The sequence below is a fragment of the Bacillota bacterium genome (assembly GCA_018818595.1).
Lineage (GTDB): Bacteria > Bacillota_I > Bacilli_A > Izemoplasmatales > Hujiaoplasmataceae > JAHIRM01.
Genome location: JAHIRM010000013.1, coordinates 183,308 through 201,946 on the forward strand (window position 1 = coordinate 183,308; position 18,639 = coordinate 201,946).

At 31.0% G+C, this 18,639-nt stretch carries 14 protein-coding genes; 12 read left to right on the top strand and 2 right to left on the bottom strand.

Features of this window, described 5'->3' with window-relative positions:
- From KJ971_03540 to holA, 3 genes are all read left to right on the top strand, one after another.
- Entirely contained in the window at positions 1–1,005 is a 1,005-nt protein-coding gene (locus tag KJ971_03540) for an SLBB domain-containing protein (GenBank protein ID MBU1144917.1), read from the top strand.
- Entirely contained in the window at positions 974–3,145 is a 2,172-nt protein-coding gene (locus tag KJ971_03545; GenBank protein MBU1144918.1) for a DNA internalization-related competence protein ComEC/Rec2, read from the top strand. The genes KJ971_03540 and KJ971_03545 overlap by 32 nt, the downstream gene beginning before the upstream one ends.
- 66 nt (positions 3,146–3,211) lie before the next feature.
- A complete protein-coding gene (gene holA / locus KJ971_03550; protein ID MBU1144919.1) occupies positions 3,212–4,183 on the top strand; it encodes a DNA polymerase III subunit delta in 972 nt (323 codons plus the stop codon).
- A 38-nt stretch (positions 4,184–4,221) separates the two neighbouring features.
- Here the strand turns inward: holA and rpsT are convergent, their stop codons facing one another.
- Positions 4,222–4,482: a 30S ribosomal protein S20 gene (rpsT, locus tag KJ971_03555; protein ID MBU1144920.1), complete on the bottom strand. Its 261-nt coding sequence runs from the start codon at positions 4,480–4,482 to the stop codon at positions 4,222–4,224.
- Between the two features lie 290 nt (positions 4,483–4,772).
- Between rpsT and KJ971_03560 the strand changes: the two genes are divergently transcribed.
- The 8 genes from KJ971_03560 (at position 4,773) to pyk (ending at position 16,842) form a co-directional block, all read left to right on the top strand.
- Positions 4,773–8,867, top strand: a complete 4,095-nt coding sequence (locus tag KJ971_03560) for an EAL domain-containing protein (GenBank protein ID MBU1144921.1) — start codon at positions 4,773–4,775, stop codon at positions 8,865–8,867.
- 218 nt (positions 8,868–9,085) lie between these two features.
- Positions 9,086–11,215 (top strand): hypothetical protein, encoded by a 2,130-nt coding sequence (locus tag KJ971_03565; protein MBU1144922.1) that lies wholly within the window; start codon positions 9,086–9,088, stop codon positions 11,213–11,215.
- Positions 11,212–11,853 carry a beta-phosphoglucomutase gene (gene pgmB / locus KJ971_03570; GenBank protein MBU1144923.1) on the top strand — a complete coding sequence of 214 codons (642 nt, stop codon included), beginning with the start codon at positions 11,212–11,214 and terminating at the stop codon, positions 11,851–11,853. Before KJ971_03565 ends, pgmB begins: the two co-directional genes overlap by 4 nt.
- Positions 11,854–11,939: 86 nt before the next feature.
- A complete protein-coding gene (locus KJ971_03575; GenBank protein ID MBU1144924.1) occupies positions 11,940–12,239 on the top strand; it encodes a hypothetical protein in 300 nt (99 codons plus the stop codon).
- A 1-nt stretch (position 12,240) separates the two neighbouring features.
- Entirely contained in the window at positions 12,241–12,612 is a 372-nt protein-coding gene (locus tag KJ971_03580; protein ID MBU1144925.1) for an HIT family protein, read from the top strand.
- 27 nt (positions 12,613–12,639) lie between these two features.
- On the top strand, positions 12,640–13,512 hold the full coding sequence (locus tag KJ971_03585; protein ID MBU1144926.1) for an RluA family pseudouridine synthase: 873 nt from the start codon (positions 12,640–12,642) through the stop codon (positions 13,510–13,512).
- 14 nt (positions 13,513–13,526) lie between these two features.
- Complete coding sequence (gene typA, locus KJ971_03590) at positions 13,527–15,362, top strand: translational GTPase TypA (protein MBU1144927.1); 1,836 nt, start codon at positions 13,527–13,529, stop codon at positions 15,360–15,362.
- Positions 15,363–15,417: 55 nt separating this feature from the next.
- The gene (gene pyk, locus KJ971_03595) at positions 15,418–16,842 is read left to right on the top strand and encodes a pyruvate kinase (protein ID MBU1144928.1); all 1,425 of its coding nucleotides are present in this window, start codon (positions 15,418–15,420) and stop codon (positions 16,840–16,842) included.
- A gap of 53 nt (positions 16,843–16,895) precedes the next feature.
- Here pyk and KJ971_03600 read toward each other — a convergent pair whose 3' ends face one another.
- A complete protein-coding gene (locus KJ971_03600; GenBank protein MBU1144929.1) occupies positions 16,896–17,603 on the bottom strand; it encodes a phosphatase PAP2 family protein in 708 nt (235 codons plus the stop codon).
- Between the two features lie 154 nt (positions 17,604–17,757).
- Between KJ971_03600 and KJ971_03605 the strand changes: the two genes are divergently transcribed.
- Positions 17,758–18,624, top strand: a complete 867-nt coding sequence (locus tag KJ971_03605; GenBank protein MBU1144930.1) for a 2-oxoglutarate dehydrogenase — start codon at positions 17,758–17,760, stop codon at positions 18,622–18,624.
- Positions 18,625–18,639 lie beyond the last annotated feature (15 nt).

Below are 18,639 nucleotides of genomic sequence, written 5' to 3' on the forward strand. Positions count from 1 at the left end.
ATGCTTTCATTTATACGCAAATATGCTGGGTTTTTTTTATTGCTTTTTGGAGTAATTGGGATTATTGTAATAAACGGTTTCAATAAAGATTCAGATACAACGATTGTAACATCCATTGCCAGTCCATTGACTTATCAACAAACGACGACTTCTAATTTAGTACTTGAAAGTGTATTTGTCGATATCAAGGGAGAAGTTTTGTATCCTGGAGTTTATGAAGTTGGAAAAAGTATGAGAATTTCAGATGTGATTTTACTATCTGGTGGATTACTACCAAGTGCGGATGTAAGTAAAATTAATTTATCAAAAAATGTATACGATGAGTTAGTAATTATCATACCAAAATCTGAAACAATCATTGAAGTTCAAACTCAAAGTGAATTTGTTTATGTGGATATCAAAGGCGAAGTTCTCGTTCCTGGAGTTTATAAATTGGAACAAGGAAAAAGAATTATGGATGCACTCCTTTTAGCAGGAGGCCTTACAAATGATGCGGATACAAGCTCTATTAATTTATCTTTAATTGTAAGCGATCAGTTAGTTATTTTTATTCCAGAAAAAAGCCAATCAATCGATTCCGAAGACTCAAGCAGTCATTTGTTTAAAGTCACAATTAGTGGAGAAATTGTTCAACCAGGACAATATTTTGTGGATGATACCTATACGCTTCAAACCTTAATCAATGAAGCTGGCGGCGTTACTATTAACGCTGACACGACAAATTTACTCTACTCCATGCCTTTATACATTGGGTTTGAATTATCTATTCCCAATCTCCAAGAAAAAATCATTAGTTCGGGTCAAGATTTATCTGGGAAAATCAATATTAATAAAGCCAATTTAGAAGCGTTAATGACTCTAAAAGGTATCGGAATAATTTTGGGTCAGCGAATCATTGATTACCGAGCTGAATTTGGTGATTTCTTATCTATTGAAGATATTGTGTTAGTATCTGGAATCAAAGATAGTATTTATGAACAAATTAAAGATTACATTACTGTCTGAATCTGGTAAATTTATTCATGTTGGAATTGTCGTTTTATTGTTTTTATTGAGTCTTAAAGAAGTTCTTATCATTCCTTTTCTTTTTGCAGAACTCCTATTTTTATGCAAAAAAGCTAAAAACATTTTTGTGATTTGTTTGACTGTATTATTTGTGATGCAACTTCGGATATTCTTAACAGAAGAAGTAACGTTTGATGATACAAAGAGTAGTTTAGAAGGAAAGGTAGTCGATGTATTTCAAACCAAATTTGTTTTGCTTCAAGGCACAAAAAAATACTACGTATATTCCGACAATCTAGTATCGGTTTCTCCAGGAGATTTGGTTGTTATTGAAGGGGATTTTTTTGAAAATGAATCACAACAAATACCTCATACATTTGATTATCAAACTTATTTAAATACAATAGGAATTACCGCCTCTTTTTACGCAACGGATGTTTTTGTAACGAATCATCATTTTCATATAAATCAAATAAAAACCTCCATTTCAGAATATATTCTTTTGAATTTTTCACAGAAAACAAGTCCTTTTTTATTATTACTGGTTTTAGGAAACTCCGAATATGTAAGTGACGAATTTAACATAGCAACAAAAGAATTGGGAATAACGCACTTGTTTGCCTTGTCAGGAATGCACGTTGGAATGATTGTTGCATTTTTAAATCAACTGTTAAAAAGGTTTTATTTACAAAAAAAACACCATCATTTTTTGATAGGCGTTTTTTTAGTAATATATAACATTATAACTGGATTTTCCGTTTCGATTGTAAGAGCTTCCTTGTTGATTATCACTTTATTTTGGAATGAGGATAAAAATCTTCTTTTCTCTCGAACGGATTTATTAACGTTCTCTTTTGTCCTTTATTTACTTTTTAATCCAAATTATATATTGTTGTTAGGATTTCAATTAAGTTATTTAGTTGCCTGCGCTATTCTTCTTGGAAGGATATTTTTTTATAAGAATTCACATTTAATTCAAGTACTTAAAATTACATTACTTGCTAATTTAGTTAGTTTACCTTTATTGCTCGAAACAAACAAATCATTTGGAGTTATTACTATTTTTGCGAATGTATTTTTTATTGAGTTTGTAAGTAAGATGTTTTTACCTTTATCTTTTTTAACCCTTTTCATTGTGATTTTTGATCCAATATATGGATACGCTACCTCACTTTTTTTAAAAGGAATTGAATTATTTAATTTCTATAATTTCCAAATCACTTTTAATTTTCCAAACAATGCATTCAAAATAATGTATTACATCATCATATTTCTTTTACTAAAAGCCTATTTAAATAAGAAACGAACACTTATATATGGATTTTACATGATAATTCTTATTATAGTCACTGTTTCATTAAACACCACGATTGGCATTACGTATGTAAAGGTTTTTGATGTAGGACAAGGAGATGCAATACTTGTCCATCAAAATAACTGTAATCTATTGATAGATACAGGACCAATTGATGACTTTGATGGCATAATTGAATACCTAAAAGGAGAAAACATTTCTTCAATCGATATTTTGCTTATAACACATAATCACGAAGATCATTATGGTGAAGTTGATGATATTATTAAGTCCATTGATGTAAAAATGATTGTCGCTGGAACTAGTATAAAAAATAATGAAAACATTTTAGTTACGCTTACAAAAGAAGGTGATACGATTAGCTGCAAAGGACTAGAATTTCAAGTCTTAAATTCCTATCAAACAAATTCCTTAGAAAATAACAATTCGATCGTGTTGTATGGAAAGATTGGGAATGATTATTGGTTATTTTTAGGAGATGCTGAATCAAAAATCGAAAAAGAACTTATCGATAAATATGATTTGCAAGTGGATATTCTAAAAGTATCACACCACGGAAGTTCTAATGCAACAACCGAATCATTTTTAAATGCAATCCAACCAAAAACTGCAATAATATCAGTGGGAATAAATAACATCTATCAACATCCAAGCGAAGAAGTTCTAAATCGTTTTAAGAAAAGAGAAATTTTTGTTTTGAGAACAGATCAAGTAGGGACGATTACCATATTTTATGGAATCATCAAGAATCAGACGTTTTTTCAAACGTATAAGCATCAACAATTCTTTTGGAATCAATTCCCAAGCATACTCGATTCTTCTTAATTGAAATTCCCGGATAAAACTTTATCTTTCATTTTTTTCATGATATAATCATATCGGTGATTAGAGATGGAAAAAAATCGTTATTTGCTTTATGGGACAGATCATTATTGTATTAAAAATAAAACATTATCAATTTTGAACTTACACAATATCTCACTTGAGTGCGCAGAGTTTTACGATATGGATGAAAGTCTATTAGATGAAGCGATAACAAGTGCGATGACCATTCCTTTTTTGGATGAAAAAAAAGCAGTCGTGATTTCGAATGCTTCCTTTTTATCGCAAAATAAATCACCAAAAGAACTAAATCATCAATTTGATTTATTTTTAAGTTATTGGAATAATCCAAACCCTACAACCGTTTTAATTATTCAAGCTCCTTATGAACGACTTGATTCTCGAAAAAATTTAGTGAAGATTATTCAAGATCAAGCAGAGGTTACTATTTGTCAAAAGAATGAATCGGAAGACCTTTATGCACTCATAAAAGATATTCTTAAAGAAAAAGAAAAAACGATAGATGCTAACGCACTTCAATTGTTTGTTTCTAGAACAAGTTATGATAAAACGCTCATGATGAACGAACTAGATAAAGTGCTTATGTACATTGATAAGGATACAAAAATAGATATTTCAATTATTAGAGAAGTTGTATCAAGAAATTTAGAAGACAATATTTATCAGTTAGTAAATGCCGTTTTATCGCAAGATGGAAGAACGATTATGAGTATCTATCAAGATTTAATTAAAATCAATACAGAACCGATGTGGATGATTGGTGTTATCGTAAACAAATTCCAAGAGATTCTTTACACCAAAGAATTAATCCATTTAAATTATCAATTTGAAGATATCATGAAATATTTTTCTGTTACAAAAGGTAGAGCGTACTATATGGTTAAAAATGCAAAAGAAGTAGAAGATCAGATGCTCATGAGATATTTGAGTCAATTAGAAATGCTTGATTACCAAATTAAAAGTGGACAAATCGATAAAAGAATCGGACTTGAATTATTTTTGTTAAAGATAAACAAATAAATGTTTAGAAAGAAAAAAAGCCAATTGGCTTTTTTTCTTTAAAGAACATTAACTTTTCTAGTTAAGCGTGATTTTTGTCTTGATGAATAATTATTGTGATGAACGCCTTTTGCGACAGATTTGTCAAGTTTTTTGTATGCGATACTTAATGCGATAACAGCGGCATCTTTGTCCTTTTTTTCCACTGCCATTTCAACATTTTTAATTGCAGTTTTTAATGATGATTTAAAAGAAGCGTTAGCTAAACGTCTTTTATCATTTGTAAGATTACGTTTTATTTGCGACTTAATATTTGCCATATAATCACCTCCATAGACATAAGCGTTATTATTGTATCAAATTTAATCAAAAAAAGCAATAATGATAATTAATTATTTTTTCTTTCAAAGCTCAATTTTCAAAGATTTAATGAAAAATTTGAATATATTCTTCAAAAAGGAAATTAATCCTATATTTTCGCACATTTTCGCATTAATTTTTAAAAGTGAATGGTTATAAAGTTTTTGATGTGTTATAATTTTCGCAAAAGTGTATTTGTTTTTAGGTAAGAATTTTAAACACTTATTTTACTTGCTGGGGGTTTTGTATATTGAAAAACTATAAACATTATTTTCAAGAACTATGTGAGCGAATTAATTACTCCACAATTATTTTTATTCAAGAGACATCTCAAGTTCTTGCTTTTTCTGAATGCTTAAATAAAAAAGTTCCAAAACTGTGTTCGTTGAACGTCAATTATTCAGCTGTTAAAAAAGAAAATAGTAAAGTGTTTTATGGTCACAACCTTACAATTGATAATGAAACGAAAATGTGTAGCGGATCCTTTAATATCATTGATATCAATGGATTACATGTAGTGATTGTATTTTATAATACAGATATTAAAAATTTCAGAGATAATCAACTTCCAAGAATATTATGGAAAAACACAAAACATGTCTATTTAGGACATAGTGATTATGTTCCTTCCGAAAACAAATTAAATCATTCCATGGTTGGATTTTGCGACAACGAGTTATTTAGTGACGAGTTTTATCAATCATTTAAAAAAAGCGATGATGCTGTCTTTACAAAAGAAGTGTGCTTTTGGAATACAATTGGAACCATTAAAGATAAAATTTTCTCTTCGATGATTAAATATCAAAAATTTCCATATTACTCGATGACTAATCAATTAGAAGGAATCATACTTGTTTATACTTTAATAAATGAAATTACTGGAATGACTTCAGAAAATGATTCTTCAGATGAAGAGGAAACGCTGTTATTAATAAAGAAATCATTATCTGAAGCAAATCTTTTTTTGGCCATTCAAAATTTTGATAAAGATAAAAAAATTAAATTTATGAGTCAAAATTTTAGCACGCTTGGATATGATTTACAAGAGTTCATCGATGGAAAAATTGCGTTTGAAGATATCGTTTTTGAAGAAGATAAAGAGCAATACATTCAAGAGACCGAAGATATACTACTTCTAAAAAAAGAAACGTATAAAACTAAACTACGACTGATAAATACATCAAATCAAATCGTATATTCAGAACTTACGATTGTACCTTTACTTAGTCCAACAAATGATATTAAAAGTCTAGCGTTAATCATCGAATTTCTTAATCGAAATGAAAAACATAATAATCAATTTTTTAAACTTTTAAACATTATCAATAAAGGAAACATTGTCTATACCATTCGACCACTTTCCAATCCATATTGCTTCCAATTGTTAACCGAAAATTTTAGTCAATTTGGATATTCGCATTTTGAATTAATGATGGGAAAATGTATTTTTACAGACATTATTTTTCATGAAGACGTCGAAATGTATAAAAATCAAATTGAAAAACTCATCACACATCAATTACACCAAATTGAGGTTGAATATCGGCTTATCTCAAGTAGACGTCAACTTCATTGGATTTCTGAAAAATTGTACTTAACAGATATTGATGGGGTAGAATATATCGAATCGTCTATTCGAAACATTACTACATCAAAAAGAGCATTCGATGAATTAAATGTCATTAATCAATTCAACCAAGTATCTTTAGAATCTAACAAGCAACTTAAAATGCTTGAATTGAATTTTGATCAAGTTTTGAAACAATTAAAATTAGAAAAAATAGTGAGAAAATTATCTAATTCCTTAAATATAGATGTTGCATTTTTAAACAATTCTGACGCGTTTCTGATTTCGCCATCTGGAGAAAAAGAGGCTTATGAACATCTAAAATCGACGCTTAAAAATCATGTTTGTTTTTCAATGGAAGAAGAGGTTTCTAGTAGCTACGATAATGTGTTCTTTAACATCATTCCAATCATTAACGATGATTTTAGGATAGGGACACTTGTTGTTTACGGATTGATAGAAGATACTACTTCAACAAATCCTTTGCCAGTTTCCAATCATCATTATCGTTTAGTAAAATCAAAAGATATCGAACAAATTAGGCAAAACGCTGAAGTGACCGCAGATAATCTGGGTTATATGATGTTCACCACTACATTAGCGTTAATGCAAACTCAGTCTTCATCCATCTATCAAGGTGATTTATCTAGACAAAGACATAGCCATGGAATTATCTTAGAAATTTTAAATCTTGCTAACACTTGTGAAACCATTGAGGATTTTTTTGAATCGATGTTTCCAATTGTTGCTAATGCATTTCAATTATCAAGAGGATCACTTTTTGAATATAACGAAGAAAAAAAGCTTTACAGTTGTGCTTTAGAATGGTTCTCTGATATTGATTTTTCTCGGATTTCTTCTTACCAAAACATCAACATTGAAGATACTTTTTTCCGCGAATGGCAATTAGACGAACAAAATAGTTTTTCAATTGATTATGAAGAAGATATAAAAGAAAATGCAGATCTTCGTAAATACGCTAAAGCAATTGTTGGAATTAGAATATCAAACAAAGACAAACTATATGGAATTTTAAATTTTGTAGATAATCATTCACTTAGAAATTGGAAAAACGATGATATCATTGTTTTTGAAGACATCGGATATATCATGTCTTATGTCATAGAAAAAACATTTAACAAAGAACAAATTGATTTAAATCAAATTCAATTAGTGAAAACGTTAGATTCCTTACCAAACGCTATTGCAATCTATGAGTGTGAAACCAGTACTTTACTTCATGTGAATAAACAATTCATGAAAATATTTGGTCAAAACAAGCAAAAATCAAAAAAAGAATTAGATCAGTATTTAAAACAAATTATCCGTTCAGAAAAGGCAAATTCTATTACGAAGGAAGTCTATTTTTTAGATTTAGATTTATGGTTTTTGCTCAACAAATCACATATTATTTTTGAGAAAAACAGTGAAGCGTGTATGATGATTTTAACTGACATCTCCGAAAATAAAAAATATGCAGAAATGATGTCTTCTCTTGCTTTTCATGATGTATTAACCGATCTTCCTAATCGAGTAAAATTCGAACACGACATCAACAAAACATATGAATTAAATAAAGAAGACTACGAGCATTCCTTCGTAGGAATCGTCAATATTGATAACTTTAAAATGATAAATAATACCTTTGGATATCAATACGGAGACGCATTATTAAAATCTATGGCCAAACAATTAAATCATATTCCTGAAATCAGAGGGAATGTTTATCGTTTTGGAGGAGATGAATTTTCTTTCTTCGTAAACAACAAGTATGAAACTCAAGTATACGAAATAGCCAATAAAGTGATGAATTTATTTCAAAGTCCTTTCTTTGTTGAAGGATATGAGACGTATTTAACCGTCAGCTTAGGAATTGGATTTTTGACTGATTCAGACAAAAATCTGAATGATTTAATTCGTAAAGCCAATCTATCTCTTTTTGAAGCGAAAACATCTGGAAAGAATAAATTTATTCTGTACGATACGAGTCTACAAAAATACGAAGAAGATACCTTATCACTCGAAAGAGCTTTAAAAACAGCACTTGATGAAGGGTATGGAGAATTTGAAGTTTATTTTCAACCAATCGTCTCAGCTAAAACCGGTAAAATTATTGGTGCAGAAGCACTTGCAAGATGGTTTAGCAAAGAGTTTGGCTATATTTCACCTGTCAAATTCATTCCAATTGCCGAATCAACTGGATTAATTATTCCACTTGGCAAATACATTTTGAATCAAGCATGTAAAGAAGCAAAAAAATGGTTGGATTATGGATATGATTTGCAAATTGCCGTAAACTTTTCGGTCATCCAAACATTCCAATCAGATTTAATATCGACCATTTTAAATGCATTGCATACCTACAGAATTCCAGCAGGAAATTTGATTATTGAAATTACAGAGTCTCTTGCGATTAAAGACATTAACAAAGTCGTTAATATTTTAAATACGATTAAACAAATTGGAGTTAAAATCGCACTGGATGATTTTGGAACTGGGTATTCCTCTTTATCCCATTTAAGAAGACTTCCACTTGATATTGTAAAAATTGATAGAAGTTTCATTTTTAATGTGGATTATGATCCTTACTCACTTTCTTTTATTGATACGATTGCTAAATTTTGTCATTTAAATAATACTAAAGTGTGCTGCGAAGGCGTAGAAAACGAAACCCAAAAAGGACTACTAAAAGGAATTGAAATTGATACACTTCAAGGGTATCTATTTGCAAAACCAGCGCCTGCAGAAGAGTTTTGGAAATTATTGATTAAAGAATAGTTTAAAAGCATCGTATTCTAAAACGATGCTTTTTATTTTTTAAAGGAAGAATCTCACCATTTTTTCCAAGTATAAATAAGAAATTACATGTTATAATAGTAATTAGTATAGATTAATGGAAGTCTTTTTATTAAAATCTATAAACTCAATTCGAACATCATAATTTTTTCGACTTCATGTGAAATTTATTTTTAGTAATCAATTAAAAGAGGTAAATCATGGAAAAAATGGAACATAATGGATTTAACAAAGAAGATATTTTAAGCAATGGAAACAAGTACTTAATTGCTAATGGGTATTTTGGATATCGAGGAACATTAGAAGAATTCTCAAAAAATGAAATGGTTGAGTTTAACTTAAATGGATTATATGATCAATTTGAAGATCGACCAAGAGAATCAGTAAATGCTTTCAATCCGCTTTTTACTTACATCAAAGTAGGACAAACACTATTAAATCCTTTAGAAACACAACCAATTTCTCATCTTCAAGGTTTGGATATGGAAAACGGAATTCATTACCGAAAAACGGCATTTAAAATTGATGAAGCAACAATCATAATAAAATCAGAACGTTTTGCGGATCAAATACATAAAAACTTTCTGTACAGTAAATATTCATTTAGCGCAACAGAACCAATGGAAATTGATATTTATACTGGAATTGATTCCATTATCTATGATGCTTCAGGGTCACATTTTAAAAACATTCATTTTGAGCAACAAGAGGATTGTTTTTTAATTGAAGCTTTCACAAATGAACTTGAAATTCCTTTGGTAGTAGGAGAAAGTATCTTAACGAATTTTTCTTGCGAATGGGATATCGTTTTACTAGATAATAAAGCAATGCGTCATACCTCACTCACATTAAAGCCTAGAGCTGCCTATACGATTTATAAGTTTGCAGGTGTCGTTCATTCTGCAAAAAAACTGAAAGCGTTCCTGATTGGAAAAATCAATAGAGGGAAAAGATTGGGATTCGAAAAACTTTTACTTGAGAATAAACATTTTTGGAAGAAAAAATGGAAAATTGCCAATGTAGAAATTTCAGGGAATCCTGAAGCAGATCAAGCCATAAAAAATTGTATTTATCATTTAATTAGTAACCGACCCTATTCGGATAAAGTATCCATTCCGATAAGAGGGCTCTCAGGCCAAGCATTGAAAGGTGCAGTTAGATGGGATACTGAAATTTTAATGTTACCGTTTTATTTAAATACTGATATTGAATCAGCAAGGCATATCATCATGTATCGTATTCACGGGTTAAAAGGAGCTTTAAAGAAGGCAAAAGATTTTGGGTACTCTGGCGCGTTTTATGCATTGGAAAGCCAAGAAGAAGGATTTGATGCTTCTAGGGACTATAACAGAAGCACTCAATCATCAAAAAAGAAAAACAAAGACTTTTTCAAAGAAAAACAAATCCATATTAACGGAACTATTGTTTATGCATTAAAAAATTATTTAGATCGAACAGAGGACTTTTCTGTTTTATTTGAAGGTGGATTAAGAATGATTCTAGAAATAGCAAGATTCTATCAATCATGCTTAACTTATAATCAAGAGACAGATTTGTATGATGTATTTGATGTAATTGGGTTAGACGAATTTCATGAAAGAGTAAACAATAATGCCTATACCAATTATTTAATAAAAAACACATTTGAAGTTTTGTTGGAATGCATGAAACTTGCTAAATCTAAAAATCAACTTTTTGTATCTGATTTACTACAAAAATTGGATTATTCTGAAGACATAAAAAAAGTAAAAGTTCTTTTAAAACATTTATACATTCCTTTTGCCAATTCAGACGGAATTATTGAGCCTTTCCAAGGTTATTTTCAATTAGAAAATAATGAATTAAAAAAAGATGCAATAAATTCTAAAATTGTGAAACAAGCGGATGTAATGGCTTTGCTTTCTTTATTTAAAGATGATTTTTCAACCGAAGTAAAAAAAGCGAATTTCTATTATTATGAACCTAAAACGTTACAAGACTCCAGCATCTTTCAAGCGACCTATGCTTTAGTTGCTTGTAATATTGGTGAATTCGATTCTGCTTTATCTATGTTTTTAAACAGCGCAAATTGTGATTTGTATCAAGAGTCTAATCCATATGAAAATGGAATATACAAAGGAGGAATACATCCTTCTACTCATGGTGGAGCTTATTTGAGTGTGATTTACGGGTTTGCAGGATTAACTCATCACCACACCTTTTTAAAATCAGATGTCTGTTTACCAAAAAAAATGAGAAGCATTGTATTTAAAGTTATTTTAAAACAAAAAATTGCAACTGTAAAAGTTGTTTGGAATAAAGCAACCATTACATGGGGGGATTTAAAGTGAAATATAAAGGCGTTATTTTTGATTTAGATGGAGTGATTGTTTCTACAGATGAATTTCATTTCCAATCTTGGAAAAAACTAGCACAGCGAGAACACATCGATTTTAATCAAGAGATAAATCATCGTTTGCGAGGCATCTCAAGGATGGAGTCTCTTGACATTCTTTTAGAAAAATCATCACTTGAATATACACTTCTTCAAAAAGAAGAAATGGCAATGTATAAAAACCAAATTTATGTAAAACTGTTATCAAATCTTTCTCCAAGTGATTTATTACCAAACGTGGTCAAAACCATTGAGTTTTTACAAGCACATCATATAAAAATCGCCATAGGCTCAAGTAGTAAAAACACAAAAACCATTCTAAAACAAATCGGATTATTAAATAGTTTTGATGCCATCGTCGATGGCACAGATATTACGAAAAGCAAACCAAACCCAGAAGTGTTTTTAAAAGCTGCTAAAAAGTTAGATTTGCTTCCAGAAGAATGTATGGTAATTGAAGATGCTATAGCAGGAATCAATGCAGCGAAAGCTGCGAATATGATGGCAGTTGCTATCCATGATGCTGTTAAATCGAAACATGCAGATATTAAGATTAAAGATTTATACGAAATTGCAAACTTTTTTGTTAAGTAATTTTAGACTTTGTAAATAATATATATAATCCTTTAAATTGACAAATCACCCTTTTTTAGGTAAAATAGAACGAGGAGATGAAATGAATGAATAAAAACAATCGTTATTTTCTTGGAGTCATTATCTTAATATTTGGAGTAGTTTTTTTATTGCAAAGATTAGGGTACATTCCAGACACAATATTTTTTGAAGGATGGTGGACTTTGTTATTAATCATACCTGCTATTTTTTCAATGTCAAAACAAGGAGTCACTACTGGCAATACTGTATTATTAGTTCTTGGAGTATTCTTTCTCTTAGATGCAAGAGGGTGGAATTTATCTGGTTATCTTGTGCCAGTTCTATTAATTGCTTTAGGCGTAGGAATATTGCTGAAACGCCGCTAACATGTGCCTTTTTTGTGAATTAAAGAATCACAAAGACAAACTCATTTATGAAAATGATTTGGTGTTTGCAATTGAAGATGAATTTCCTGTTTCCAAAGGACATCTTTTACTGATTACAAAAAGACATATTGAAACGTATTTTGAGACAACCAAAGAAGAAGTACTTGCACTTGATGAAGCAATGAAACGTTTAAAAATACAATTAGATCAAAAGTATAAACCACAAGGATATAATATTGGTATCAACAACGGAATCAATGCCGGACAGAGCATTTTGCATTTACATCTTCATTTGATTCCAAGATATTTTGGTGACGTATTAAATCCTAGAGGTGGTGTTCGTAGCGTTATTCCGGGAAAACAGGATTACTAGTTTTCCCTTTTTCAACGGGAGAAACCAATGGATAAACTGCAATTAGTGATAGACAAAGATTTTGATAAAAAATCGCTTCGTTTCTTTTTTGAATATTTTCATATTGCAAAAAAGAAAATATATTTACTTGAGACAAGTCAAAATGTCCTTTTAAATAGTCAAACTCACCCATTTTCTAGTATGGTTCATACAGGAGATGTCATCGATATCGATTTAAGCTCTTTTGAACAATTAGATTTTGAGCCAGATTTTGGCCCTTTAAAAGTTCTTTTTGAAGATGAATGGGTTTTAGTAATTGATAAATCACCGGGAATCATTATTTATCCCGAGTTTAAACACGAACACAATACGTTAGTCAATTTAGTTGCGGCTTATTACAAAAATCAAGGATTAAACCGGCAAATTCGATATTTACATCGTTTGGATAAGGACACATCGGGAGTCATGATTTTTGCGAAAAACTTTTTAAGTCATAGTTATTTGTCTAATCTTTGGGATCACGAGATGATTTCAAGAGAATATACTCTTCTTGTAGAAGGACATTTGCCAAAACCAAAAGGAACGATAGATGCTCCCATCGGGAAAGACCGACATAAAAACAATCATTATTTAGTTCTTCCTACTGGGAAAAAAGCAGTGACTCATTATGAAGTTCTAAAAGAATTTTCAAATTATTCTTTAATAAAGTGTCGTTTAGAGACTGGAAGAACTCACCAAATTCGAGTTCATCTATCTTATTTAGGGAATCCTTTGTTAGGAGATACGCTCTATCAGGCAAAAACAAAAGAAGTAAAAAGAGTAATGTTACACTCTTCTAAAATCGAATTTTTTCATCCGATTTTGAAGAAAATGATTGAAGTAAGTTCACCCTTAGATGTGGATTTTAAGGGTTTTCTATAGAAAAGAGGCAGTTTATGAATATCAGAAACATTGCGATAATTGCGCATGTGGATCACGGAAAGACAACGCTTGTTGATGGGCTTTTAAAGCAATCAATGACGTTAAGAAAGAATCAACATATCGAAGAGAGAGCTATGGATACAAATGCCATCGAACGCGAAAGAGGCATTACGATTCTTGCTAAAAATACAGCGATTTTATATGGAGATGTAAGAATTAATATACTGGATACCCCCGGTCATGCGGACTTTGGCGGAGAAGTAGAACGAATCATGAATATGGTGGATGGAGTTCTTCTTGTTGTAGATGCTTATGAAGGAACGATGCCACAAACACGCTTTGTTTTACGTAAAGCTTTGGAAGCAGGAGTGAAACCTTTGGTTTTAATCAACAAGGTTGATCGAGAAGCTTCAAGACCCATTGAAGTCGTTGATGAAGTTATGGAACTATTTATCGAGTTAGGTGCGGATAATCATCAAATCGAATTTCCTTATTTATTTGGTTCTGGAATTAATGGACAAGCAAGTGAAAGTCATATCTTAAAGCCTACGGATGATTTGAAGCCGCTTTTAGATATGATTGTAAAAGAAGTACCTTCACCAAAAGTAGATATAGATGCTCCACTGCAATTTCAACCCTCTTTACTTGATTATAATGATTACGTAGGAAGAATGGGAATTGGAAGAATTCAAGCAGGTCAAATGAAAACAGGAGAAACAGTTGCTTGTGTTCGCCTTGATGGTTCCATTCAAGAATTTAGAATTCAAAAATTGTATGGTTATTTTGGTTTAGAAAAAACAGAAATCATGGAAGCTTTTGCAGGAGACATCGTTGCCATTTCTGGACTTCCTGATATTTATGTTGGTGAAACGATTTGTAATCCTGGTGCGATTAATGCACTACCTTTGATTAAAATTGGAGAACCCACAGTCGAAATGACTTTTGGAACAAATACATCACCTTTTTCAGGACTTGAAGGTAAATTTGTCACTTCAACGAAAATTGATGACAGATTATATCGTGAAACACAAAAAGATTTGGCTTTAAAAGTGAAACGAATCGGTACATCTGAAACTTGGGTAGTTTCAGGAAGAGGAGAACTTCACTTAGGAATCTTAATTGAAAATATGCGACGCGAAGGATTTGAATTTCAAGTTTCAAAAGCGAAAGTGATTATGAAAGAAATTGATGGCGTATTAGAAGAACCTTTTGAATCCGTTCAAGTGGATGTTCCACTGTCTTCTGTAGGAACAGTTATGGAATTGATTGGAACAAGACATGGGATTCTTGAAACCATGGAGACATCTGACAATCAAAGTAGACTTCATTATATTATGCCTTCAAGAGGGTTAATTGGATTTATGACCGATTTCATGACTTCAACAAAAGGATATGGAATCATTAATCATACTTATTTAGAATACAGACCTGTTGAAAACATGGAAGTTGGAAATCGAAAATTTGGAGTTTTAGTATCGGTTGAAGATGGAATCGCTACGGCATATTCGATTGGTGGACTTGAAGACAGAGGAACCATGTTTATCGAACCTAGAACGAAAATATACGAAGGCATGGTTGTAGGAGAATGTAATCGTGAAAAAGACTTGGCAGTCAATGTTACCAAAGAAAAACAACAAACGAACATTCGTTCAGCTGCTAAAGACAATACAGTTGTACTAAAAAGACCTAGAAGAATGAGTTTAGAAACAACTCTTGATTACATAAACGATGATGAATTAGTTGAAATAACACCTTATTCCATTCGAATTCGAAAATTAATTCTAGATACAAATGAGAGAAAAAAATTTGATAGCAGAAAGCAAAAACAATCAAATGATTCTTCATCTTAGGATGAAATATATATCATAAAAGAGTATAATAGAAGTACAATCCCAAAAAGGAGGGATGATTTTGAAACGAAAAACGAAAATTATTTGTACCATTGGGCCAGCCATTGACTCAGAGATTATGATTGAAAAAATGATTGATGCAGGTATGAACGTTGCAAGATTAAACTTTTCTCATGGAACACACGAAGATCATTTAAAACGAATTCAAATGATTCGAAAAATTGCGAAAAAGTTGAATCGATATATTGGTATTATGGCAGATACGAAAGGTCCAGAAATCAGAACTGGCCTTTTTGAAAATAATCAAGTCGCTTTTAAAAAAGGTGAACTTGTCGACATTGTTAGAGAGCCAGTTCTTGGAAACCATGAACGTTTTCACATTGCTTGTCCTGAATTATTTGATGACATTCAAATTGGAGATTTTTTATTAATTGACGATGGCAAAATTAAACTAACTGTTTTAAAAACCACAGAGTTTGGGGCAACATGCAAAATTGAAAACTCAGGAATCATTAAAAGTCAAAAAGGAGTTAACGTTCCAAACGTTAAACTAAGTATGCCTTTTATTTCCAAAAAAGATGATGATGATATTCGTTTTGTTTGTAACCATGGAGTGGATATGATTGCACTTTCTTTTGTAAGAAGAAAAGAAGATGTGTTAGCTATTCGTGAAATTCTAAAAAGTGAAAACAAAGAAAATATTGAGATTATTGCTAAAATAGAAAATCAAGAAGGTGTTGACAATCTTCAACAAATTCTTGAAGTCAGTGATGGAATCATGGTGGCTAGAGGGGATTTGGGAGTTGAAGTATCCACAGAACTTGTACCCATTTATCAAAAGAAGATTATTCGAAAAGCGAATGAACTTGGAAAACCAGTTATCACAGCGACTCATATGTTAGAATCTATGATGTTTTCACCAAGACCTACAAGAGCAGAAGCATCCGACGTTGCCAACGCTATTTTAGACGGATCTGATGCGATTATGCTATCAGGAGAGTCCGCTGCAGGAGAATATCCAGTGGAAGCTGTCTTAACGATGGATACCATTGCAAAAGCCATAGAAGACATTATCCCTTATGAAGATAAATTACAACATTCCATCAAAACCAGTCAAAATACGATAAACGATGCTATCGGAATTGCAGTTAGTCAAACGTCTCATACTTTAGAAAATGCAGAAGTCATTGTTGCCTTTACGGAGACCGGTGGTACTGCAAAAAGAATGTGTAAATTTAGACCTGAAGTACCTATTATTGCTATTACAGATAGTATAGAAACTTGTCAAAAACTTTCTTATTATTGGGGAGTGTTTGCTACCTTAAGAGATAATGTTACCGATTATGGTTTATACGACTCTGTTGCAATTGAAGTCGCACGAGATTTCGGTTTTCAATCGGGAGCAACACTTATTATTACTTCTGGGTGGGGTCAAAAACATGGATCTACCAACACCTTAAGAATCATTGATATTCCTTAAATAAAAAAACGATATCTGAGAAAAACAGATATCGTTTTATTTTTTAATAAAGATTAGTCATTCCATTCTAATTTTAATTTTTGGTTAATTTTTGTAAAGAATTTTTGAAGGCTTAAAACGGCTTTTGAATCTTTTACAATCCAATAAAATATTTCTGCAATTCCAATTCCAGTAATTAAGTCAATGATGTAATGTTGTTTTAGAGTTTGAGTCGAAATACAGATTGATATTCCTAAAGTCCAAATAATAATTTTAATAGGAGTAGGCATTTTCTTATCCATTCTAGCGCCAAGGATACAGAGCCAACTCATTAAACAGTGCATAGAAGGATTGGCATTTCTTGGTCCTGCTGAGTTATAGATCAAAAAAACAATCGATTCCGAAAAACTTAAATCCGTTTGAGTAAATAATCCTGAGGTTTCTCTCCAAGCTTGAACATCCGTTTGAAAGAAAAAGTAAGAAAGACCGCAAATAGTAAAAGTAATCAAAACCAAAAGCAAGAGTGTATACATATTTTTTTTAGAACGGTATCCAACGTAGAAAAATGTTAAAAACCAAAATGGATAAGCCAATATATAAGGATAAATTGTAAAGGAAAGAAAAGGAACCCATTCATTAAATGGTAAGAAAATCCAACTGAGGTCGCTTCCAATAACGTTATTGGTTTCTGAGTACCATTGATTTCCAAAGTATGTAATCAGAAGCATTGTTACAACCACTAAAAATGGGATTAGACTGTACGTTATTCGTTTTGTATTCATAGAAGCACCACCCTGTTTTTTTACTCAATTATACATTAAGACCACTAAAAAGACAAGATTATTTACAAGATTACCGTAATTGCACTTTACAACTTGAAAAGATAGTTATTTTGTGATAAAATCTAAACAAATTGTAAAGTGGAGGAAATCAAAAATGTTCGGATTTAGAAGTGATGGAAAAAGAATCAAGACAATTGATCCAATTATGAAACTTTCACCTCATGTTATGACAAAGAGAAATGATGCGATGGTCATGACATTATATGATATTAATTGTAAAGGAATCGATGAGTATATTTTCGAAAAAAGAAAAGAAGAAAATATACGCTTTAATTATATGCATGTTTTAATTGCTGGAATGGTTCGTACGATGGCATTAAGGCCTAAATTAAATCGATTTATCATGGATGGAAGAGTCTACAAAAGAAATGAAATTCAAATTGCATTTGCGGTTAAAAAAGCTCTGTTAGACACAGTAGAAGAAACCACCATCAAACTTACATTTGATGGTACAGAAAATATTTATGAAATCAAAGAAATGATGGACAAAGAAATCGAAATAAATACCAAACAAACTGCTTTTAATGAAACAGATTCTTTAGCTAAATTTTTAACAGTTGTTCCTAATTTTTTAATAAAGTTTGTCGTAGGATTGTTAAAATGGTGGGATAAAATTGGAATTCTTCCAAAGAGCGTTTTACAGCTAAGCCCTTTCCACACTTCTTTATTTTTTACTAATATGAAGTCTATAAAAATGAATTATGTTTTTCATCATATATATAATTTTGGCACCACATCGATTTTTCTATCAATGGGAAAAGAAAAATATGAACCCGTCATTTTAGATAGAGATGAAGGCACCATTGGATTTGAAAAAAATCTTAAAGCAGGAATGGTTATCGATGAAAGAATTTGTGATGGATTGTATTTTGGAAATTCTTTTAGAGAATTCATTAAGTTTATGGATAATCCAAAAAAACTTGAAACAAAATTAGAGCATAAAGTAGAAGATATCAAGTAGTCAATTGACTACTTT